The organism is Streptomyces sp. NPDC031445 (assembly GCF_055581365.1).
Genome location: NZ_JBVIJO010000016.1, coordinates 124,910 through 146,838, shown reverse-complemented (window position 1 = coordinate 146,838; position 21,929 = coordinate 124,910). Strand labels below are relative to the sequence as shown.

Annotated in this window: 20 protein-coding genes; 14 read left to right on the top strand and 6 right to left on the bottom strand. The window is 76.0% G+C overall.

The genetic code is table 11. The annotated features are described in order from the left end of the window. Positions 1-28: 28 nt before the first annotated feature. The 4 genes from ACZ5DC_RS34380 to ACZ5DC_RS34365 all read right to left on the bottom strand — a co-directional run bounded on the left by ACZ5DC_RS34380 (position 29) and on the right by ACZ5DC_RS34365 (position 4,867). A complete protein-coding gene (locus tag ACZ5DC_RS34380; protein WP_468659359.1) occupies positions 29-2,425 on the bottom strand; it encodes a glycoside hydrolase family 65 protein in 2,397 nt (798 codons plus the stop codon). Next, complete coding sequence (locus tag ACZ5DC_RS34375) at positions 2,422-3,165, bottom strand: HAD family hydrolase (RefSeq protein ID WP_468659357.1); 744 nt, start codon at positions 3,163-3,165, stop codon at positions 2,422-2,424. The genes ACZ5DC_RS34380 and ACZ5DC_RS34375 overlap by 4 nt, the downstream gene beginning before the upstream one ends. A gap of 133 nt (positions 3,166-3,298) precedes the next feature. Further along, a complete protein-coding gene (locus ACZ5DC_RS34370) occupies positions 3,299-4,513 on the bottom strand; it encodes a cytochrome P450 (RefSeq protein ID WP_468659355.1) in 1,215 nt (404 codons plus the stop codon). 210 nt (positions 4,514-4,723) lie between these two features. Then, positions 4,724-4,867: a hypothetical protein gene (locus ACZ5DC_RS34365; RefSeq protein WP_468659353.1), complete on the bottom strand. Its 144-nt coding sequence runs from the start codon at positions 4,865-4,867 to the stop codon at positions 4,724-4,726. Between the two features lie 244 nt (positions 4,868-5,111). On the opposite strand from ACZ5DC_RS34365, the gene ACZ5DC_RS34360 reads away from it, so the two are divergent. Beyond that, positions 5,112-5,462, top strand: coding sequence for a DUF3040 domain-containing protein (locus ACZ5DC_RS34360; protein WP_468659351.1), 351 nt, complete (start codon positions 5,112-5,114; stop codon positions 5,460-5,462). A gap of 126 nt (positions 5,463-5,588) precedes the next feature. Here the strand turns inward: ACZ5DC_RS34360 and ACZ5DC_RS34355 are convergent, their stop codons facing one another. Both ACZ5DC_RS34355 and ACZ5DC_RS34350 read right to left on the bottom strand, forming a co-directional pair. After that, positions 5,589-6,152 (bottom strand): hemerythrin domain-containing protein, encoded by a 564-nt coding sequence (locus ACZ5DC_RS34355; protein WP_468659349.1) that lies wholly within the window; start codon positions 6,150-6,152, stop codon positions 5,589-5,591. Positions 6,153-6,253: 101 nt separating this feature from the next. Continuing rightward, on the bottom strand, positions 6,254-7,147 hold the full coding sequence (locus tag ACZ5DC_RS34350; RefSeq protein ID WP_468659347.1) for a polysaccharide pyruvyl transferase family protein: 894 nt from the start codon (positions 7,145-7,147) through the stop codon (positions 6,254-6,256). Positions 7,148-7,428: 281 nt separating this feature from the next. Between ACZ5DC_RS34350 and ACZ5DC_RS34345 the strand changes: the two genes are divergently transcribed. From ACZ5DC_RS34345 to ACZ5DC_RS34285, 13 genes are all read left to right on the top strand, one after another. Beyond that, the gene (locus ACZ5DC_RS34345) at positions 7,429-8,436 is read left to right on the top strand and encodes an NAD-dependent epimerase/dehydratase family protein (RefSeq protein WP_468659345.1); all 1,008 of its coding nucleotides are present in this window, start codon (positions 7,429-7,431) and stop codon (positions 8,434-8,436) included. A gap of 33 nt (positions 8,437-8,469) precedes the next feature. Beyond that, positions 8,470-10,104 carry a carbamoyltransferase family protein gene (locus ACZ5DC_RS34340; RefSeq protein ID WP_468659343.1) on the top strand — a complete coding sequence of 545 codons (1,635 nt, stop codon included), beginning with the start codon at positions 8,470-8,472 and terminating at the stop codon, positions 10,102-10,104. Further along, positions 10,101-11,096 (top strand): glycosyltransferase family 2 protein, encoded by a 996-nt coding sequence (locus tag ACZ5DC_RS34335; RefSeq protein WP_468659341.1) that lies wholly within the window; start codon positions 10,101-10,103, stop codon positions 11,094-11,096. Before ACZ5DC_RS34340 ends, ACZ5DC_RS34335 begins: the two co-directional genes overlap by 4 nt. Then, positions 11,093-12,268, top strand: a complete 1,176-nt coding sequence (locus tag ACZ5DC_RS34330) for a D-glycero-alpha-D-manno-heptose-1,7-bisphosphate 7-phosphatase (protein WP_468659339.1) — start codon at positions 11,093-11,095, stop codon at positions 12,266-12,268. Before ACZ5DC_RS34335 ends, ACZ5DC_RS34330 begins: the two co-directional genes overlap by 4 nt. Continuing rightward, positions 12,265-13,275, top strand: coding sequence for a glycosyltransferase family 9 protein (locus ACZ5DC_RS34325; RefSeq protein ID WP_468659337.1), 1,011 nt, complete (start codon positions 12,265-12,267; stop codon positions 13,273-13,275). Before ACZ5DC_RS34330 ends, ACZ5DC_RS34325 begins: the two co-directional genes overlap by 4 nt. Then, entirely contained in the window at positions 13,272-14,234 is a 963-nt protein-coding gene (locus ACZ5DC_RS34320; RefSeq protein WP_468659335.1) for a glycosyltransferase, read from the top strand. The genes ACZ5DC_RS34325 and ACZ5DC_RS34320 overlap by 4 nt, the downstream gene beginning before the upstream one ends. Further along, the gene (locus ACZ5DC_RS34315) at positions 14,231-15,463 is read left to right on the top strand and encodes a glycosyltransferase (RefSeq protein WP_468659333.1); all 1,233 of its coding nucleotides are present in this window, start codon (positions 14,231-14,233) and stop codon (positions 15,461-15,463) included. The genes ACZ5DC_RS34320 and ACZ5DC_RS34315 overlap by 4 nt, the downstream gene beginning before the upstream one ends. A gap of 44 nt (positions 15,464-15,507) precedes the next feature. Continuing rightward, on the top strand, positions 15,508-16,275 hold the full coding sequence (locus tag ACZ5DC_RS34310) for a D-sedoheptulose-7-phosphate isomerase (RefSeq protein ID WP_468659524.1): 768 nt from the start codon (positions 15,508-15,510) through the stop codon (positions 16,273-16,275). Then, a complete protein-coding gene (rfaE2, locus tag ACZ5DC_RS34305) occupies positions 16,272-17,693 on the top strand; it encodes a D-glycero-beta-D-manno-heptose 1-phosphate adenylyltransferase (protein WP_468659331.1) in 1,422 nt (473 codons plus the stop codon). The genes ACZ5DC_RS34310 and rfaE2 overlap by 4 nt, the downstream gene beginning before the upstream one ends. 547 nt (positions 17,694-18,240) lie before the next feature. After that, entirely contained in the window at positions 18,241-19,245 is a 1,005-nt protein-coding gene (locus ACZ5DC_RS34300; protein ID WP_468659329.1) for a glycosyltransferase family 9 protein, read from the top strand. Beyond that, positions 19,235-20,176, top strand: coding sequence for a glycosyltransferase family 2 protein (locus tag ACZ5DC_RS34295; RefSeq protein ID WP_468659327.1), 942 nt, complete (start codon positions 19,235-19,237; stop codon positions 20,174-20,176). The genes ACZ5DC_RS34300 and ACZ5DC_RS34295 overlap by 11 nt, the downstream gene beginning before the upstream one ends. Positions 20,177-20,348: 172 nt before the next feature. Beyond that, positions 20,349-21,281: a glycosyltransferase family 2 protein gene (locus ACZ5DC_RS34290; protein ID WP_468659325.1), complete on the top strand. Its 933-nt coding sequence runs from the start codon at positions 20,349-20,351 to the stop codon at positions 21,279-21,281. A 123-nt stretch (positions 21,282-21,404) separates the two neighbouring features. Next, on the top strand, positions 21,405-21,923 hold the full coding sequence (locus ACZ5DC_RS34285) for an STAS domain-containing protein (RefSeq protein WP_468659323.1): 519 nt from the start codon (positions 21,405-21,407) through the stop codon (positions 21,921-21,923). The last annotated feature ends 6 nt before the right edge of the window (positions 21,924-21,929 follow it).

Below are 21,929 nucleotides of genomic sequence, written 5' to 3'. Positions count from 1 at the left end.
TGCCCGCAGTGCGTCCGTCCGCGCCGTGCTACTCCGGCGTCTCGGCCCGGTCCTCCTCGCCGGCGGGCAGGCCCACCGGCCGGCGGCCCGGCGGCTGCTGGGGTTCCGGGCGGGCGGGCGGACGGGGCATCGGGCGGTCGACCGGTCCGTCGGTGGTCAGGTGCGTCGGCTCCCCGTGGTGGAGCACGTCCAGCGGTTCGCCCTCCACCAGCCGGTAGCGCACGTGGGTTCGGCCGATGTCCACCTTCAGCCTGCGTCCGCACACCAGCACGGTGAACGCCACCCTGGCGAGCGCCTCCGGCAGGCGCGGCGTGAACGACAGCACCCCCGGCCTGCCGTCTTCGCCGAGGTATCGGCGCATCCCCCCGAAGCCCATGACGAGGGCGATCCAGGTGCCGGCGAGGGAGGCGATGTGCAGCCCGTCACGGGTGTTGTGTTCCAGGTCGTCCAGGTCCATCAGCGCGGCCTCATTGAGGTACGCGTAGGCCAGCCGCAGATGACCGGTCTCGGCGGCGAGCACCGCCTGGCAGCACGCCGACAGGGAGGAGTCGCGGACGGTCAGCGCCTCGTAGTAGGCGAAGTTGCGCGCCTTCTGCTCCTCGGTGAAGGCGTGCGGGCACTCCATCATCGCCAGCACCAGGTCGGCCTGCTTGACCACCTGCTTGCGGTACAGGTCGAAGTAGGGGTAGTGCAGCAGCAGCGGGTAGTCGTCCGGCGGGGTCGCCTCGAAGTTCCAGCGCTGGAAGGTCGTGAATCCGGCCGACTGCTCGTGGACGCCGAGGGACTCGTTGTACGGCAGCGCCATGCGGGCCGCCGCGTCCCGCCACACCGCGGCCTCCTCGTCGTCCACGCCGAGTTCGGCCGCCCGGTCCGGATGGCGTACCACCGCGTCCGCGGCGGCCAGCAGGTTCTGACGGGCCATCACGTTCGTGTACAGGTTGTCCCGGGCGAAGGCGCTGTACTCGTCGGGGCCCGTGACCCCGTCGATGTGGAAGACGCCTTCCGGGTCGTGGTGACCGAGGGAGCGCCACAGCCGGGCGGTCCCCACGAGGAGTTCCAGCCCCTCGGCGCGCTCGAACTCCTCGTCCCCGGTCACCATGACGTACCGCACGACGGCCATGGCGATGTCGGCGTTGACGTGGAAGGCGGCCGTACCGGCGGGCCAGTAGGCGGAGCACTCGGCGCCGTCGATGGTCCGCCAGGGGAACGTGGCCCCGGACAGCCCGAGCTGACGCGCGCGCTCCCGTGCCGCGGGCAGCGTCCGGTGCCGCCAGCGCAGCGCCGGCGCGACGGCCTCCGGCGCGGTGTAGGTCAGTACGGGCAGCACGAAGGACTCGGTGTCCCAGAAGGAGTGCCCGTCGTAGCCGGTGCCGGTCAGGCCCTTCGCGGGGATCGCGCGGTTCTCGCCGCGGGCCGCCGCCTGGAGCACGTGGAAGAGGGCGAACCGCACCGCCTGCTGGATCTGCGCGTCCCCCTCCACCTCGACGTCCGCGCCGCCCCAGAACCGGTCCAGGTACGCCCGCTGGGCGGCGGCCAGTCCGTCCCAGCCGGTGCTGACGGCTGCCGCCACCGCCCCGTCCACCTGGTCGTGCACGGCCGGCAGGGAGCGCTCACCGGACCAGCCGTGGGCGACGAACTTGACCAGCCGCAGCGGCTGTCCGGGCACCAGGTCCGCGGTCACCGTCAGCCGGCTGACGTCGGGCTCGCTGTGCGCGGTCCACTTCGTGCTCCCGGGCCCCTCGACGAGGTGGTCGGCGGCCGCACCGACGCGCAGCCCGCTGCTGGCGGTGCGGTGCACGAGCCGCAGTTGGGTGTTCTGCGCGAAGTGCTCCTCGGGCACCAGCGGGGACTCGGTCGCCGCGGCGACGCGCGGATCGCCGTGGAAGCTGGGCAGCTGTTCGTTGGCGACCAGCTCGGACTGCACGGCGACCGTCGTCGGTCCGTCGACGGGCTCCACCTCGTACACGACCGCGGCGACCGCCCGCTGGGTGAAGGACACGAGCCGGTGCGAGGTGATCCGGACGGTACGGCCGCCGGGCGACGTCCACCGCGCGGTCCGGGTGAGCACACCGGAGCGGAAGTCCAGGACCCGCTCGTGCGCCAGCAGCCGGCCGTAGCGCAGGTCGCACGGGTGGTCGTCCACGAGCAGCCGGATGATCTTGCCGTCGGTGACGTTGATCATCGTCTCGCCGGACTCGGGATATCCGAAGCCCGCCTCCGCGTACGGCAGCGGGTGCCGCTCGTAGACGCCGTTGAGGTAGGCGCCGGGCAGCCCGTGCGGCTCTCCCTCGTCGAGGTTGCCGCGCCAGCCGACGTGCCCGTTGGACAGCGCGAACACCGACTCGCTCTGGGCGAGCACATCGAGGTTCAGCTCGGTCTCGCGCAGGCACCAGGGCTCGACCGTGTAGCTGGGATGGGTGATCACCGCGACTCCAGGAGCTCGGCCAGGTCCCGGACCACCACATCGGCCCCGTGCTCGCGCAGTTGCTCCGCCTGGCCGGCCCGGTCGACGCCCACGACGACGCCGAACCGGCCCGCCCGGCCCGCCTCGACGCCGGCCAGGGCGTCCTCGAACACGGCCGCCTCGTCCGGCTGGACGTCCAGCCCGCGGGCCGCCTCCAGGTAGGTGTCCGGGGCGGGTTTGCCGCGCAGCCGGCGCTCGCGTGTCACCACGCCGTCGATCCGCTCGTCGAACAGGTCCTCGATCCCGGCCGCCACCAGGACGTCCCGGCAGTTGGCGCTGGAGGACACCACCGCGCAGCGCAGCCCGGCCTCCCGCACCGCGTGCACGAAGCGGACCGAGCCCTCGTACGGCTGCACCCCCTCCTCGCGGATCCGCCGCAGGACCAGGTCGTTCTTCCGGTTGCCCAGGCCGTTCACGGTCTCCGCCTCCGGCGGGTCGTCCGGCGACCCCTCCGGCAGGTGCACCCCGCGCGCGGCGAGGAACGTGCGCACCCCGTCCTCCCTGGGCCGCCCGTCCACGTACGCGTCGTAGTCGTCGACCGCGTCGAAGGGGACGAACCCGGTCCCCTCACGGGTCGCGCGCTCGCGCAGGTAGCCGTCGAACATCTCCTTCCAGGCCGCCGCGTGCACTTTCGCGGTCTGGGTGAGTACCCCGTCGAGGTCGAACAGGCAGGCACGGACGTGAGAAGGAAGCCCCAGCATGCCGCCGAGGCTAGGGGCCCGGCGCGGCCCGCGGCGGCAGGACACCGCGCGCCGGGCCGTAAGGCACCCGCTCGGTGGAGGCGGGAACGGCGGGGCCGGGCCGTCGCGTCGCCGCGGTGGCCCGGCCCCGGCCTCACCAGGTGACCGGCAGGCTCAGCGGGAAGCGGCGGATGGTGCCGTTGTCCCACTCGATGTCCTCGGCGGGGACGTCGAGGCGCAGCTTGGGGAAGCGGGCCAGCAGACCCGAGACGGCGCTGTCCAGCTCCGCCCGTGCCAGGGGCGCCGCGAGGCAGTGGTGCCCGCCCCAGCCGAAGGTCATGTGCGGGCGCACGGGCCGTTCCAGGTCGAGCTTGTGCGGGTCGGGGAAGACCTCGGGGTCCCGGTTGGCCGCGAGGTAGGACACGTGCACGTAGTCGCCCGCGCGGATCGGGACGCCCTCGATCTCCGCGTCCTCCAGGGCGATCCGCGGAATGCCCACGCCCTTGCGGAACGGGATGAACCGCAGCAGCTCCTCCAGCGCGCCGGGGAACCGACCGGGGTCGCGCGCGAGGGCGGCCGTCTCCTCGGGCCGGGTCAGCAGCAGATAGGCGATGTCGCTGATCTGGCAGGTCGCGGTGTCGTTGCCGCTGAGGATGAGCGTCACGGCCAGGACCGCCAGCTCGTCGTCGCTCAGCGGCTCCTCGCCCTCCGGCACCGGGGCGGTGGCCAGCGTGCTGAGCAGGTCCTCGCCCGGCGAGCTCCGCCGGGCCGGGACCAGTTCGGCGAAGTACGCCCGCAGGCAGGCCTTGGCGTCGGCCGCGTCCTGCCGCGCGTCCGGCGAGGTGGCCAGCAGCCGCATGGTGTGTGCGCGCAGCTGGTCGCGGTCGGCCTCGGGGACGGCGAGCAGCTCGCAGATCGTCAGGTGGGGCAGCGGTACGGACAGATGGGTGACCAGGTCCGCGGGCGGCCCGGCCTCGTCCATCGCCGTCAGCAGCCCGGCCACCACCCGGTCCACGGCCGGCCGCATGGCCGCCACCCGCTCCCGGGTGAACGCCTGGGCCGCCACGTGCCGCAACCTGGTGGAGTGCGGCGGGTCCGTCACGTTGATCGACTCGGGTGACACGATCGGCTCGGGCGTCATCCGCGGATAGTCGCGTCCGACGATCGCCGCCCGGCTGAACCGGGGATCGCACGTCACCTGGCGCACGCCCGCGAAGCTGGTCACCAGCCACGCCTCCGCCTCGCCGTAGGGCAGCCGGATCCGGCTGACCGGGCCGCGGCGTGCCAGCGCGTCCAGCGCGGGGTCGTACTCCAGTGCGTCGGCGAAGTCGAAGGGGCAGTCGAGAACCGCCGGGTCGTGGGACGACATACAGCCTCCTTAGCGCGCCGCCGGGCGCGTCGCTTCCGGGGGGCCGGTCCTACCCGTGCCGGCCGCTGAGCGTCGTCGCGGCGGCCCCGGGGGCGGGGGCGTGGTGCGGGCAGCCCCGGTCCTTCCCGGTCGGCCTGGTGCGAGAGCTGTGTTCACTATGCGGTACCGCGACCGGTCCCGCACCACGGGCGCTTTTGGGGGCGAACCCGCTCAGACCGTCATCAGCACGTTGACGAGGACGACGACCACGGCGGCGACGACGGCCGCGACGACCACCCAGGGCCACATCGCGGGCTCCTCGGCCGGTTCGACCGCCGACCGGACCGTCGGCTCGATCTCGGTGGACTCGGACACGGTGGCTCCTCGCGGGGCGGACGGCGGGCGGCCGGGCGTACGGGCGCTGTACCGGCTCCATCGTGGACCGGACGGAGGCCGCGTTTCAGTCAGGGTGGCCACCGGAGGCGGGGTGGAGTTTCCTCCACCCCGCCTCTTCCCCTCTCCGCCCGGCCCGCCGCGGCACCGCATCGGCCGGGCGGAGAGGGGAACTCGGTCGCCCGGGGCCCGGAGGCCGCCGATCGGCGGAGGAGGTGCCGTTGCCGTGGACGACTGGGAGATGTGGGAGATGCGTGACGAGGTACGGCTGTCACCGCGGGAGCGGCTGGCGCTGTTGCGGATCGAGGCGGACCTGCGGCGGGACCGGAGGTTCGCGCGCCGTATGGGCGCCGGCCCCCGCGAGGTCTGGCTGCCGGCGGCGGTGCTGTTGCTGACGGCCGCGTCGGTGTTCGTCGCCGTGATGGGCATCCGCACCTCGGACCCCGCGTTGCTGTGGTGCTTCGCGCTGCTGTGGCCGCTGACCCTCTTCCAGGCGTTCCGGCTGCTGTGCCGGGCTTCCCGCACCCGTCCCCGCACCGGTGTCAGGACGGCCCGTGGCACGCAGCCGTGGCTGTGACACACGGCTCCCGGGCGTTGGCACCGGGTCCCTGAGCCGAATGGGTGAATCCGAAACGGCGCCGCCCGGCCCCCACGGGTGCGGACGGCGCCGTTCTCCCTCGGCCCTGGCTCTCCAGGTCCGCGCTCAGCTCTCCTTGCCCCGTCCCGTCAGCGCGTCCCGCAACCGGTCGACCAGACCGGCTCCGGGCGCCAGCAGCTTGTTGGCCGGCGGCTTGTCCGGTGCCGACGGGTGCGGACGCGTGGGCGCCGTCTTCTTCGCCCGGCGCACCTTGTCGCCGAGGTCCATCAGCGCGTCCGGGGGACAGGCCGCCTCCAGCCGCGGGAAGAGGTTCTGCTCCTCGTCCGTCACATGGGACCGGATCTCGCTCATCAGCTGAGCCATCAGCGAGTCGAACCGCGGATCGTCCGCCCGGCAGCCCTCCAGATCCTTCATGATCTGCTCGGCCTTGGCGTGGTCCTCCAACTCCTTGTCGGCCAGGGCGTCCCCGCCCGTCACGTGCTGGCGCACCGCCGGGTAGAGGTAGGCCTCCTCCGCGACCGAGTGGCGGACCAGCTCGATTGTGGCCTGGTCGCACAGGTCCTTGCGCTCCTGGGAGCCGGCCGGCAGCGCCTCGATGCGGCCGAAGATCTCCTCGACCTCGCGGTGGTCCGTGGTCAGCTCCTGGATGACGTTTCCGCCGTGACCCATGGTCGTTACCTCCTGCGTGGAACGCGGCGGCCCGTCAACGGTCCGCCGTCGCCGCAGCGAGTGCCCCGCGCCGGACGCGCTACACGGCCCGCCGCGCCAGGTCAGCGCATCGAGTGGCACGCGGCGGCCATCCGGCCCGCCCCGGACAGCGCCCACTCCCACCAGTGGTCCAGGATGTCCGGCGCCAGCGCGTCCGCCGCCACCAGCGCCGGCCACCGCAGCGCGCGGGCCTGGGCACTGACCTTCGCGCCGCCCGCCACCGGATCGACCGCGATCACCGGGGTGCCGGTGCGCAGACCGAGCACCAGGCCGTGCAGCCGGGTGGTGACGACCAGGTCGAAGCGCGCCACGAGGGAGAGGAACTGCTCGGCGGTGGCGCACAGCCGCCAGTCGCCCATGGCCAGCCGGGAGTCGGCCGGCACCCGCGCGCAGTCCTTGCCGGCCAGCCAGCCGGTGATCCGCTCGTTCACCTCCGCGTGCCGGCGGCGCGCCCCGTACTCCCCCTGGCCGTGGGAGAGGACGACTCCGGCCACGGGGGGCAGCGGGCCCGCCGGGGCGTCGGCCGCGAGATCGCGCCGGGCCGGGCCGGCGGTGCCGTCCCGCGCGACGATCGCGTCGAAACCGGTGACCGCCGGGTCCGCCGGATCGACCACCGAGACCCCGGCCGCCAGTCGTCTGCAACACCCGAACCTTCCATGCAGAGCGGCCACGTGCGGCCCGTGCACCGGACCGCACACGAACAGCAGGGTGTCGTACGCCAGCGGCTCGGCCGTCTCCAGCGACAGCTCACCGGGCCGGAAGCCGGGACTCCACGCCGTCTCGTGCCGGATGCCCGCCCCGGTCAGCGCGGCCGACATGCGCTGCTGCGCCAGCACGTCCCCGGCCGTCGCCTCCCCCTCGCGGAGACTGAACCAGCCGGTGAGCAGCAGCCGCCGCGGAGGCCGGCCGGGCCCGCGCAGCAGGCGCAGCACCGCCTCGGCGACATCGTCGTGCATCAGCGCCTCCAGCGTGGTAGAGGGGCGCAGGAGTCGCGCGAGTACCCCTGAGACCGGAGAATAAGAATCCAACGCGTGAACCCAACTGGCAGGGGAACTCAGCTGCCAGTGCCGTCCAGCAAGCGGCGGCGTGCCAGGCCGGTCCTCCCGATCAGCGGGGACCCGGGCCGGGCCATTCTCCTCCATCGGGCCGACGAGGTCGGTCCCGGCGACGCCGTATGCGCCGAACGCCCAGGCAGGGGCGTTGTCCGGCGCGACGACGCGGACGAAGGAACAGCCCCATGACTGGTGACACACCGTTCTCCTGGCGGCGCGCCCTCGTGACCGGCGGCGCCGGCTTCCTCGGCTCCCATCTGTGCGAGCGGCTGCTGGATTCAGGTGTCGAAGTCGACTGCGCCGACAACCTGGCCTGCGGGCGGCGCGAGAACATCGCGCACCTGGAGGACCGGTCCGGTTTCCGGTACGTGCACGGCGACGTCTGCGCACCCGAGTGCACGGGGCGGCTGGCGGGCCCGTACGACCTGGTCCTGCACTTCGCCTGCCCGGCCTCGCCCGCCGACTACCTGCGCATGCCCCTCCAGACCCTGGACGTGGGCAGCCTCGGCACCCGCAACGTCCTTGCGATCGCCGAACGCGACGGCGCCCGCTTCCTGCTCGCCTCCACCTCCGAGGTCTACGGCGACCCGCTCGTCCACCCGCAGCACGAGGGCTACTGGGGCAACGTCAACCCCGTCGGGCCGCGCAGCGTCTACGACGAGTCGAAACGGTTCGCCGAGGCCCTGGTCACGGCACACGCCGGCACCAGGGGGACGAACGCCGGAATCGTCCGGCTGTTCAACACCTACGGTCCGCGGATGCGGGCGCACGACGGCCGCGCCGTGCCCACCTTCATCTGCCAGGCCCTGGCCGGCGAGCCGCTCACGGTGACCGGCGACGGCAGCCAGACCCGCTCGCTGTGCTATGTCGACGACACGGTCGACGGCATCCTCCGGGTCGCCGAAAGCCGGTCCGTACGACCCGTCAACATAGGCGGCAGCGACGAGATCACCGTCGCCGACCTGGCCCGCCGGGTGGTCGCCCTCACCGGCTCCCGCTCCCCGATCGCGTTCGTCGACCGGCCCGTCGACGACCCCGGCCGGCGCCGCCCCGACACCACCCTCGCACGCGAACTGCTCGGCTGGTCGCCGCAGGTCCCCTGGGAGGAGGGCCTGAAGCAGACCATCGCCTACTTCGCGGCCCTGCCCCCGGATCCGGACCCGCCCGTGGAGGAACCGGCCCCGCGCCCCTGACCCCCGCACGTTCCCCGGCCCTGGAGACAGCGCATGCACGTCCTCGGTATCAACGCACTCTTCCACGACCCCGCCGCCGCCCTCGTCACCGACGGCAGGGTCGTGGCGGCGGCGGAGGAGGAGCGGTTCTCCCGCCGCAAGCACGGCAAGCGGCCCGTTCCCTTCTCGGCCTGGGAACTGCCCGAACAGTCGGCCCGCTGGTGTCTGGAGCAGGCCGGCCTCACCCCGTCCGACCTGGACGCCGTCGCCTACTCCTACGACCCCGCGCTGGCCCGCCCCGCCGACGAGATGGGGCTGCACGACCCCTGGGACCACCTGCGCCAGCAGTACGCCCGCCAGGCACCCGACTTCCTCGCCGAGGCCCTGCCCGGACTCGACCCGGCGAAGGTGCGCTTCGTCCCGCACCACATCGCGCACGCGGCCTCCGCCGGGCCCGTCTCGCCGTACCCGGACTGCGCCGTCCTCGTCCTGGACGGCCGTGGCGAGTGCGGCTCCCACCTGGCCGGCCGCTGCGCCAACCGCGAACTGACCGTCCTCGGCGCCCAGCGGCTGCCGGACTCCCTCGGCCTGTTCTACGAGGACCTCACCCAGCACCTCGGATTCCTGCGCAGCAGCGACGAGTTCAAGGTCATGGCCCTCGCCTCCTACGGCACCCCGCGCTTCGCCGGCCGGCTGCGCGAGTACGTCCACGCCGGCGACGACGGCGGCTTCCGGGCCCGCCCGGTGCCCTGGGCCGAGCTCGTCCCGCCGCGCCCGGCCGGCGGCGCCTGGAACCAGGACCACGCCGACCTCGCCGCCAGCGCCCAGCTCTGTCTGGAGGAGGCCATGCTGGCCCTCGCCCGGTGGCTGCGCGAGCGCACCGGCGAGGACGCGCTCACCATGGCCGGCGGCGTCGCCCTGAACTGCGTCGCCAACACCCGGCTGTGGCGGGAGAGCGGCTTCCGGCACGTGTGGGTGCAGCCCGCCGCCGGCGACGCCGGCACGGCCCTGGGCGCGGCGGCGTACGTCGCCGGGCAGAAGGACACCCTGGAACCCATGCCGACGGCCGCGCTCGGCCGGGGCTGGAGCGACGCCGAACTGCGCGGGTGGCTTAAGCGGGCGGCCGTACCGTACGAGGAACCCGCCGACATCGCCGAGACCGCCGCCCAGGCGCTGGCCGACGACGGGATCGTGGCCTGGTTCCAGGGGCGCGGCGAGTACGGGCCGCGCGCGCTCGGGCACCGCTCGCTGCTCGCCCACCCCGGCAGGGCGGAGAACCTGGAGCGGCTCAACGCGGTCAAGGGACGCGAGGAGTTCCGGCCCGTCGCCCCCATGGTGCTCGCCGAGCGCGCGGGCGAGATCTTCGACGGGCCGCTGCCCAGCCCGTACATGCTGTTCGTGCACGACGTGGCAGCCGGGTGGAGGAACCGCATCCCGGCCGTGGTGCACGTCGACGGCACGGCCCGCGTCCAGACCGTGGACCGCGCCCAGGAACCCCTGGTGGCCCGGATGATCGAGGGCTTCGAACGGCGCACCGGACTGCCCGTCGTGGTCAACACCAGTCTCAACACCGCCGGACGGCCCATGGTCGACGACCCCCGGGACGCCCTGGAGTGCTTCGGCTCCGCCCCGGTCGACCTGCTGGTGCTCGGCCCGTTCGCGATCCGCCGTGGGAAGGCCTTCGCATGACCGACGCCCCCGCCTACACCGTCGTCGTCCCGACGATCGGCCGCCCCTGCCTCGCCGAGTGCCTGCGCGCGCTCGCCGCGGCCGACGGCCATCCGCCGCACGAGGTGGTCGTCGTGGACGACCGGCCCGCGCCCGACGGCGGCCTGCCCCTGGAACCGGCCGGGCAACTGCTCGACCGGGTGCGCACCCTGCGCACCGGCGGCAGGGGACCGGCCGCCGCCCGCAACGCCGGCTGGCAGACCGTCCGCACGCCCTGGACGGTGTTCCTGGACGACGACGTCCAGGTACTGCCGGACTGGTCCCGGCGGCTCGCCGACGATCTGCGGCAGGCAGGCCCCGACGTCGGCGGCGTCCAGGGGCGGCTGCGCGTCCCCCTGCCCCCGGACCGCCGGCCCACCGACTGGGAACGCACCACCAAGGGCCTGGAGAACGCGGCCTGGGCCACCGCCGACATGGCCTACCGCACCGAGGCGCTGAAGCGGACCGGGGGCTTCGACGAACGCTTCCCGCGAGCCTTCCGCGAGGACGCCGACCTCGCCCTGCGCGTGCAGCGGTCAGGCTGGTCCCTGACCCGGGGCAGCCGGGTCACCCGGCACCCGGTCCGCCCCGCCCACTGGTGGGCCTCGCTGCCCGCACAGCGCGGCAACGCCGACGACGTCCTGATGAACCGGCTGCACGGCCGGGACTGGTGGGACCGCGCCCAGGCGCCGCGCGGCCGGCTGCCCCGCCACCTGGCGGTCACCGGCGCCGCCCTCGCCGCGGCCGGCTGCGCCCTGGCCGGGCGGCGCCGGGCCGCGGCCGGCTGCGCCGCCCTGTGGACGCTCGGCACCGCCGAGTTCGCCCTCGCCCGCATCCTGCCCGGGCCGCGCACCGCCCGCGAGATCGCCGGGATGCTCGGCACCAGCGTGCTCATCCCGCCGCTCGCCGTCCGGCACTGGCTGCGCGGGGTCGTCCGCCACCGGCACGCCGAGCCCCTGGGAGGTGCCGGGTGAACAGGCTGTCCGCCGTCCTGTTCGACCGTGACGGCACCCTCGTCGTGGACGTGCCGTACAACGGTGACCCCGACCGGGTGCGGCTGATGCCGGGCGCCGCCGCGGCCGTGGCGCTGGCCCGGTCCGCCGGGCTGGCGACCGGGGTGGTCAGCAACCAGTCCGGCGTCGGCCGCGGCCTGCTCACCGTGGACCAGGTGGTCCGCGTCAACGAGCGCGCCGACGAGCTGCTGGGGGGCCTGGACACCTGGGTGTTCTGCCCGCACGGCCCCGACGCCGGCTGCGCCTGCCGCAAGCCCCGCCCCGGCCTGGTCCGCACCGCCGCCGCCCGGCTGGGCGTGCCGCCGGCCGAGTGCCTGGTGATCGGCGACATCGCCGCGGACGTGCTGGCCGCCCGCGCGGCCGGCGCCCGGGGCGTCCTGGTCCCGAACGCGGCCACCGCACCGGCGGAGGTGGAACGTTTCGCCATGGAGAGCGCCCCCGACCCCCTCACCGCGGTCCGCGCGGCCCTGACGGAGGCGGGCCTCGCCCCGCCGAGGCGCCCCCCGCACACCCCGCCCGCGCGCACGGCACCGGCCGCCGGCGGGATGCGGTGGTCCCGCGAGGGCACCGCGGTGGTCTCCGAGGGCCGGTGGTCCTCCGTGCGGAACGCGGCAGACCCTGCCGGGACGCGACCACCGTCCGGCCGCGCCGCCCTGGCCTCCGGGTCCCGGCGGTCGGCCGCGCCGGGGGAGGCGGCTCCGGGGGAGTCCCTGTCGTTCGTGCCGGGCGAGGCCGTGCGGGCAGAGGCCGTGCCGGGAGAGGCCGTTTCGTACCGGGCGTCGTCGTCTGCGCTGGGGGAGGCGGCTGCGCGGGAGTCCCTGTCGTTCGTGCCGGGAGAGGCCGTTTCGCACCGGGCGTGGTCGGCCGCGCCGGGGGCGTCGGCTGCGCGGGAATCTCTGTCGTTCGTGCCGGGTGAGGCCGTGCCGGGAGAGGCCGCCGCGCACCGGGCGTCGTCGGCCGCGCCGGGTGCCGCGGCTCCGGGGGAGTCCCCGTGGTCCGTGCCGGGAGAAGCGGCCGCGGAGAGGGCCCTGCCGCCCGCGCCGGACGAGGCCGCCGGGCACCGGGCGTGGTCGTCCGTGTCCGGCGCGGCGCCCCCGGGAGGCGTCCGGGCGTTCGGGAGGTGGCCGGCGTGAAGTCGCTCGTCGTCCGGCTCGACAGCTTCGGCGACGTCCTGCTCGCCGGCCCCGCCGTGCGGGCCGTCGCCGCCGGGTCCTCGCACGTCACCCTGTTGTGCGGCCCGCGCGGCGCGGACGCCGCCCGGATGCTGCCCGGGGTGGACGAGGTGCTGGTGTGGGAGGCGCCCTGGGAGGGGTTCGACCCGCCGCCGGTCAGCCCCCCGGACGTCGACGCACTGCTGGCGCGCCTGCGTGCCGGGGCCCACGACACCGCGCTCGTCCTCACCTCCTTCCACCAGAGCCCGCTCCCCACCGCCCTGCTGCTCCGGCTCGCCGGCGTCGGCCGGATCGGCGCCGACAGCGTCGACCACCCCGGCCGGCTCCTCGACGTACGCCACCGGCGCCGCGACGACCGGCACGAGGCCGAGGCGGCGCTGGACACCGCCGCCGCGCTGGGCTTCCCGCCCCCGCCCGGCGACGACGGGCGGCTGCGCGTCCTCCCGCCCCCCGACACCAGCAGCCTCACCGGCCACGGCCCCTACGTCGTCCTGCACCCCGGCGCCAGCGCCCCCGCCCGCGCCTGGAGCCCGCACCGCTGCGCCGAGGCGGTCGCGCTGCTCGCCGACGCAGGCCACCGCGTGGTCGTCACCGGCGGCCCGGAGGAGACCGGCCTCACCCGGCGGGTCAGCGGGGACACGGCCGTGGACCTCGGCGGCCGGACCTCCCCGCGCGTCCTCGCCGGCGTCCTGCGCATGGCCGACGTCGTGATCAGCGCCAACACCGGCCCCGCCCACCTCGCCGCCGCCGTCGGCACCCCGGTCGTCTCGCTGTTCGCACCCGTCGTACCGGCCGGGCGCTGGGCGCCGTACGGCGTCCCCGTCGTCCTGCTCGGCGACCAGTCGGCGCCCTGCGCGGACACCCGGGCCCTGACCTGCCCGGTGCCCGGCCACCCCTGTCTGGACGAGGTCACCGGACAGGACGTGGTGCGCGCGGCGCACAAGCTCATCCAGGAGCGGCAGTCATGAACATCCTCGTCTGGCACGTACACGGATCCTGGCTCACCGCCTTCGTGCAGGGCCCGCACACCTACCTCGTCCCGGTCACCGGCGACCGCGGACCCGACGGGCTCGGCCGCGCCGTCACCTGGGACTGGCCGGAGAACGTCCGGGAACGCACACCGGAGGAACTGCGGGACTGCGACATCGGCCTGATGGTCCTGCAACGCCCGCACGAACTCGACCTCGCCCTGCGCTGGACCGGCCGCCGGCCCGGCGTGGACGTGCCCGCCGTGTACGTCGAGCACAACAGCCCCGACGAGTCGCCGGAGCGCCAGCTCCACCCGCTGGCCGGGCAGTCGGCGATCCCCGTCGTGCACGTCACCCACTTCAACCGGCTGATGTGGGACAACGGCCGGGCCCCCACCGAGGTCGTCGAGCACGGCATCATCGACCCCGGCCCCCGCTACACGGGCACCGAGCGGCGCGCGGCCGTCGTGGTCAACGAGCCCGTGCGCAGGGGCCGTACCACCGGCACCGACCTGCTGCCCCGGTTCGCCCGGGCCGCGCCCCTGGACGTCTTCGGCATGCGCACCGAAGGACTCGCCGCCCACCTCGGCCTGCCGCCCGGGCGCTGCCGCACCCGGGACCTGCCGCAGCGCGAACTGCACCGGGAGATGGCCCGCTGCCGGGTCTACCTGCACCCCGTGCGCTGGACCTCGCTCGGACTGTCCCTGCTGGAGGCCATGTTCCTGGGCATGCCCGTGGTCGCCCTGGACACCACGGAGGCCCGTGAGGCGATACCCGAGGACGCCGGGGTGGTCTCGAACCGCCTCGACGTCCTGGAGGACGCCGTACGGGCCTTCCTCGCCGACCCCGGGCTGGCGCGCCGCACCGGCGCGGCAGCCCGGGCCGCGGCCCAGGCCCGCTACGGAGAGCGGCGCTTCCTGGACGACTGGGAGCGCCTGATCAAGGAGGTCACCCGATGAGCCGCATACCGCACACCGCCGGGCGCGTCGCCATGGTCTCCGAGCACGCCAGCCCGCTGGCCGCGCTCGGCGGGCCGGACGCGGGCGGCCAGAACGTGTACGTGGCGCAGGTCGCCCGGCAGCTCGCCAGAAAGGGGTACCGCGTCACCGTGTACACCCGGCGGGACTCGGCGGGCCTGCCGGACCGGGTGACCCTCATCGACGGCGTCCAGGTGGTGCACGTGCCCGCCGGGCCGCCCGCACCCGTCCCCAAGGACGAACTCCTGCCCCACATGAGCGACTTCGGGAACTTCCTGGCTCGGCAGTGGGCCAAGAGCCCGCCCGACGTGGTGCACGCCCACTTCTGGATGTCGGGCCTGGCCGCCCTGGCAGGCGCCCGCGACCTCGGCGTCCCGGTGGTGCAGACCTACCACGCGCTGGGCACGGTCAAGAAGCGCTACCAGGGCGCCGCCGACACCAGCCCCCCGCAGCGCCTCGCCGTCGAGGAGGCCATCGGCCACGAGTGCGCCCGGATCATCGCCACGTGCAGTGACGAGGTGGCCGAACTGAAAGCCATGGGGCTGCCGGAGGACCGGATCAGCGTCGTGCCGTGCGGGGTCGACCCCGACCAGTTCGCCCCCGTCGCCGGCACCCGCCCGTCCGGCGCCCGCAGGCGGCTGCTGGCCGTCGGCCGGCTCGTGCCCCGCAAGGGCTTCGACCGCGCCATCCGCGCCCTGGCCGGCGTACCCGACGCCGAACTCCTCGTGGCCGGCGGCCCCGAGGCCGACCTGCTCGGTGCCGAGCCCGAGGCCGAGCGCCTCTACGGCATCGCCGGCGAGTACGGCGTCCAGGACCGGGTCACGCTGCTCGGCGGGGTCAGCAGGGCCCGTATGCCCCGGCTGATGTCCAGCGCCGACCTGGTGCTGTCGCTGCCCCGGTACGAGCCGTTCGGCATCGTCCCGCTGGAGGCCATGGCCTGTGCCACGCCGGTCGTCGCCACCGCCGTCGGCGGCCAGCTCGACACCGTCGTGGACGGCAGCACGGGCGTCCTGGTCCCGGCCGACGACGACCACGACCTCGGCGCGGTCGTCCGCGCCCTCCTCGCCGACCCCGGCCGGCTCGCCCGGTACGGAGCCGCCGGCCGCGCCCGCGTGCTCAGCCATTACACCTGGGACCGGGTGGCCGACGGGGTGGCCGGGGTGTACGGCGCCGTGTCCGCCATCCACTCGCTCTCGGGAGTCGTCCGATGAAGAGTCCGACGAAGGGTCCGGCGAAGGGGCCGGCGGAGGGGCCGGTGCAGGGTCCGGCGAAGACCGGCATCGGCACGGCGCACGGGAACACCGCCACCGCCACCGCCACCGCGCACTGCGACGACCTGGCCAAGGCCCTGGAGGCGTTCCGCGACCACGGTCCGCTCATCGAGCGCTGGGGCACCGAACTCGCCCGGCGGCTGGGCGCGGGCGCCCGGCTGCTCGTCGCGGGCAACGGCGGCAGCGCGGCCCAGGCCCAGCACCTCACCGCCGAACTCGTCGGCCGCTACCGTGACGACCGGCCGCCGTTCTCCGCGGTCGCCCTGCACGCCGACACCTCCTCCACCACGGCGATCGCGAACGACTACGGCGTCCAGGAGGTGTTCGCCCGGCAGACCGCCGCGCACGGCCGCCCCGGCGACGTGCTCCTCCTGATGTCCACCAGCGGCGCCAGCGCCAACCTGCTGGCCGCCGCCGACCGCGCCCACCGGCTCGGCATGACGGTGTGGGCGCTGACCGGACGGGCCCCCAACCCGTTGCAGCTCGGCGCGGACGACACGCTGTGCGTCGACGCCCCCCTCGGCGCCACCGTCCAGGAACTGCACCTGGTCGCCGTCCACATGCTCTGCGAGGCTTTCGACCAGGCCGTCGAACGGGGGGAGGCCGACCACGGGGCGGCGGACACCGGCGCCGACGGCCGGCCGGGCGCCGACGGCAGACCCGGTGTCGTGGGGCGGCTCGTGGGCCGCGCCCGCACCGCCGGCCGGGCCGCACCCGGCGCGCCCGCAGCTCCCAGGAAGGGACGGACATGACCGCCTCGCAGACCCCCCTGGTCGTCGTGGGCGACGCCCTGCTCGACCACGACCTGTGCGGCCGTGCCGAGCGGCTGGCCCCGGACGCGCCCGTCCCCGTCGTGCACGGCACCCGGCGCAGCTCCCGGCCGGGCGGCGCCGCCCTCGCCGCCTGCCTCGCGGCGGCCGACGGACGGCCCGTCACCCTGGTCACCGCCCTCGGCGCGGACACCGCCAGCGACACCCTCCGGGAGCTGCTGGCGGGCCGGGTCGGCCTGGTCGAGGTGCCGCTGGAGGGCACCCTGAGCAGCAAGACCCGCGTCCTGGCCGGGGACAGGCCGCTGCTCCGCCTCGACGACGGCGAGGGCCGCGCCCGCGAGGCGACCCAGGAGGCGGTGTCCACGGTCGCGGCGGCCGGGGGCGTCCTCGTCGCCGACTACGGCCGCGGTACCGCCGACGTCCTCCGGGACGCCCTCGCGCACACGGCGGCCCCCGTCGTCTGGGACCCGCACGTGCGCGGCCGGCCCCCGGTCCCCGGCGTCCGCCTGGCCACGCCCTCGGCCCAGGAGGCCCGCGCCTTCGCCCGGCAGCTCGAACACGCCGAGCCCGGCGACGCGGCCGGGCTGCGCACCGCCGCACGGGACGCCCGCGTCCTCGTACGGGCCTGGCGTGCCCAGGCCGTCGCGGTGACCCTCGGCGAACGCGGCGCCCTCCTCTCCCACGGCGAGACCCCGCTGCTCGTGCCGACCCCGGCCGCCGCCACCGGCGACCCCTGCGGGGCGGGTGACCGGTTCGCCGCGGCCGCCGCCGGCCTGCTCGCCGACGGCGCCCTCACCGAGGCCGCCGTACAGGGCGCCGTCCACGCCGCCACCCGCTACGTCGCCGAGGGCGGCGCCCGGGCGGTCGCCGTCCCGGACGGCCCGGTGCCGGCCGAGGAGGCGCCGGGTGACGGCGACACCACCGCGGACGCCGTGCGCACGGCCGCGCGGGTGCGGGCAGCGGGCGGCACCGTGGTCGCCGCGGGCGGCTGCTTCGACCTGCTGCACGCCGGGCACGTCGCCCTTCTCCAGGCCGCCCGCCGGGCCGGGGACTGCCTCGTCGTGTGCGTCAACTCGGACGACTCGGTCCGCCGCCGCAAGGGCGACAGCCGCCCGCTCGTCCCGGCCGCTGACCGGGTGCGGGTGCTGCGGGCCCTGGAGTGCGTGGACGCCGTGGCCGTGTTCGACGAGGACACCCCCGAACGCCTCCTCGCCGAACTGCGCCCGCACATCTGGGCCAAGGGCGGCGACTACGCCCGGACCCGGCTGCCCGAACAGCCCCTCGTGGAGAGCTGGGGCGGCCAGGTCCTCCTGCTGCCCTACCTCGACGGCCGCTCCACCACCGGCCTCGCCCGCCGCGCGGCCCTGGCCCCGGCGCCCATGGGCGGGGACACCAGGTGAGCGCGGCACGACCCCCTTGGTGCCGGGCGTCCGGTGCGGGTCCCGGACCGGGAGGCGGGGCGACGGGCGGGACGTGCCTCCGCGCACCCACGGCCGGAACGGTCCGCCGGCCGGGCCCCGGCCCAAGCGTCCGGCCCACGCCCCGCACCACCGGCCGAGGCGTTCCGTCCGGGCCCCGCGCCGTGGGCGGAGGTCTTCTGTCCGCGTACCGTGCCGTGGGTCGAGGAGTTCTGTCCGGGCCCCGCGCCGTGGGCGGAGGTGTTCTGCCCGCGTCCCGCATCACCGGCCGAGACGCCCCGCCCACGCCCCGCACCACCGGCCGAGGCGTTCCCCCCGCGTCCCGCACCTTGGGCCGATGCGCTCCGTCCGTGCCCCGCACCACCGGCCGAGACGCCCCGCCCCCGCCCCGCACCACCGGCCGAGACGCCCCGCCCCCGCCCCGCACCACCGGCCGGGTCCCGCCGCCCGCTCGGGTGGGCGGCGCCGGTGCGCGGGGTCCGGTGCGCCGACCGTCCCCGGCTTCCGCACGCAACGGAGGACCCACTCGGTGACCCCCACCCCGATCCCCGCCGCGGACCTTCCGGCCGTCCTGGTCCTGCGCGCCCTGGGCCTCGGCGATCTGCTGGCCGGCGTGCCCGCGCTGCGGGGCGTCCGGCGGGCCTTCCCCGGCCACCGGGTCGTCCTCGCCCAGCCGCCGGGGCTCACCGAGCCCGCCCTGCGGACCGGCGCGGTCGACGCCGTGTTCCCGGCCGAGGCGCCGGGCCGCGCGGTGCCGGACCTCGGCCACTGGCCCGGCCCAGCCCCCGACGTGGCGATCGACCTGCACGGCAGCGGCCCCGAGAGCCGCGACGCCCTGGCCTCCCTGCGTCCGCGCCGGCTGCTCGCCCACGCCTGCCCGGACGGCCCGCCGTGGCCGGACCAGGCGAACGAACGGGACCGCTGGTGCGCCTTCCTGCACCACTACGGCATCGCGGCCGACCCCCTGGACCTGCGGCTGCCCCGGCCCACCACCCCGTCCCCGGCGCCGGGCGCCGTCGTCGTGCACCCCGGCGCGGCCTCGGGCTCCCGCCGCTGGCCGGCGGAGCGGTTCGCCGCCGTCGTACGGTGTCTGCGCGCCGCCGGCCACCACGTGGTCCTCACCGGCGGCCCCGGCGAGGACGCGCTGGTCCGCTCGGTCGCCGAACGCGGCGGCGGGCGCGGCCGCGACGTGCTGACCGGCGGCCTGCCGTTCGCGGAGCTGTCCGCGCTGGTCGCCGGGGCCGCCCTGGTCCTCAGCGGCGACACCGGCCTCGCCCACCTCGCCGTGGCCCACGGGACCCGTTCCGTCACCCTGTTCGGACCGGTCTCCCCACGGCTGTGGGGGCCGCCCCCGAGCCCGGACCACCTCGCCCTGTGGAAGCCCGGCCCGCCCGGCGACCCGCACGGCCGCACTCCCGACGCCCGCCTGCTGCGCATCCGCGCCGGTGAGGTCGCCGCGGCCTGCCTGACACTCCTGCGGGACGTGCGCGCCCGGCAGCGGCAAGCGGGACCGGAGGTGACGCATGTCCACTGAGCAGGCCCCGGCCCGCGCGCACCGGCCCACGACCCCGGGCGGCCCGCGCGTCACGGTCGCCGTCATCACCCGCGACCGCAGCGCCAGTCTGGTCCGCACCCTGGACGCGCTGGCGGCGCTGCCCGAGCGGCCACCTGTCGTCGTCGTGGACAACTCCCGCGACGACACCACCCGCCGCGCCGTGGCCGGCCACCCGGCCATCGCCCGCCTGCTGCGGCCCGCCGCCAACACCGGTGCCCTCGGCCGCAACCTCGCGGTCCGGCACGCCGACACCCCCTACGTGGCCTTCAGCGACGACGACTCGTGGTGGGAGCCGGGGAGCCTAGCCCGCGCCGCCGACCTCCTCGACGCGCACCCCCGGCTCGGCCTGCTCGCCGCCCGCACCCTGGTCGGGGACGAGGCAGCCGAGGACCCCCTCAACGCGGTGCTCGCGGCCTCCCCGCTGCCACTGGAACCGGACCTGCCGGGCCGCCCGGTGCTCGGGTTCCTCGGCTGCGCCTGCGTGGTCCGCCGCGAAGCCTTCCTCAGCGCCGGCGGCTACCACCCGCTGCTCTTCTTCGGCGGCGAGGAGACCCTGCTCGCCTACGACCTGGCCGCCGCGGGCTGGGGTGTCGTCTACGAACCCTCCCTGCGCGCGCGCCACCACCCCGACGACCACGGCCGCACCGGCCGCTCCTTCCTCGTCCGGCGCAACCACGTGCTGACCACCTGCCTGCGCCGCCCCTGGCCGGTCGCCCTGCGCGCCGGCACCGACCTCGCACTGGCCGCCGCGGCCGGCCGGCCCGGAGCGCGCCGCGCCCTGAAGGAGACCGTCGTCCGGTTCCCCGCCGCCCTCGCCCGCCGCCGGCCCCTGCCCCCGCGCGTCGAACACGCCGCCCGCCTGCTCGACCGCGACCCGCCCGGCCCTCCCCGGGAAGGCAGCGGACGATGACCGGGACAACCCCGGCACCCGTGCCCGGGACGTGCGGGCGGGGACCGGACGAGGACCACCCCGGCCCCGCGCCGGACGGCGGCCACCCGCGGCCTCCCGCCACCCCCAAGGGAGGGAGCCGGACGACGGTCCCCCCGGTCCGCCGCCACCACCCACGGGGAGGTGTCGGACGATGACCGGTACCGCTGCCGGGGCCCCCGCCCGGACCGCTCCCGACGACCGCACGACCGTCGTCCTGATCACCCACAACCGCCGTGACGAACTGCTGCGCACCCTCGCCCTGCTGCGCCGGCTGCCCGAGCGGCCGCCGGTCATCGTCACCGACAACGCCTCCTGCGACGGCACCGCCGAAGCGGTGGCCCGGGAGTTCCCGGAGATGACCCTGCTGCGTCCCGGACGCAACCTGGGCGCCATCGGCCGCAACCTGGCCGTGCAGCGGGTCCGCACGCCGTACGTCGCCTTCTGCGACGACGACACCTGGTGGGACCCCGGCAGTCTGCGCCGGGCCGCCGACCTGCTGGACGCCGGGCCCCGGCTCGCGGGCGTCACCGCACGGATCATCGTGGAACCGGACGGCACCGAGGACCCGGTCGTGCGCGAGCTGCGCGAGTCCCCGCTGTCCGGACCCGACTGGCTGCCCGGACCCGCCCTCGGCTCCTTCCTCGCCGCCGCCACCGTGCTGCGCACCGAGGCCTTCCGGGCCGGCGGCGGCTTCCACCCGGGCCTGTGGCTCGGCGGCGAGGAGGAACTGCTCGCCTGCGACCTGCTGCGCCAGGGCTGGTGGCTCGTCTACGCCGAGGAACTCACCGTCCACCACCACGCGTCCCGGCTGCGCGACAGCACGGCCCGGCGGGTCCTCGGACTGCGCAACACGCTGTGGTTCACCTGGCTGCGCCGCCCCCTGCTGCCGGCGCTGCGCCGTACCGGGCACCTCATCCGGACCGTCCCCCGGGACGCCGCCTCCGCCCGCGCGTTCGCCCACGCCACCGCCGGACTGCCGTGGGTGCTGCGCCAGCGCGACCCCGTACCGCCCGACCTGGAACGCCGCCTCGCCGCGCTGGAACGGGCGCGCAGGGACTCACCCGCCCGGCGGTACGTCGGATGAGACCGCGGCGGTACGACACGCGCGGGGACGTCGTTGCATCCCCCGCACGGCGCGGGCACAGTGATGTCCCGGTCAAGACGCGGCCGGCTGATCCTTCCTCCCCCTCCAGGAAGCCCGATCCCCGTGGAAACCCGATCACCCAGGGAAGACGGTCAGCCGTCACCCGCCCGCGTCCGCCCCGGCGGCCCCGCCCCCCTGCTCCTGCAGACCGTGCACGAGCGCCGTCCCGGGCTCGGCGGCATCAGCGTCCTGAAGACCCGGGGCACGGTCGACGCCTCCAACGCCCGGCTGTTCTCCGAAGCCCTCGCCGAGCACGTGGCCCACGCCGGCCTGGCCGGTGAGCACCCCCTGCTGGACCTGAGCGAGGCGTACCTCGCCTGTGCCGACGCGGTCCGCTCCCTGGACCGGGCCACCGGGGCCCTCGCGCACACCGGCCGCGCCCTGTCCGTCGTACAGCCCAGACCCCACGTCCGGGAGGCGCTGACCTCGGCCGGCCTGCCGGGCATCCGGGTGCACGCCACCCTGGCGTCGGCCCTGGACGCCCTGACCACCCGCGAACCGGTCCGCGAACCGGCCGGGGACCGGGCGGGCTGGCCGGCGTACGAACCGGCCTGCCCGGAGCCCGGCGACCCCCGGTGGTGACGGCCC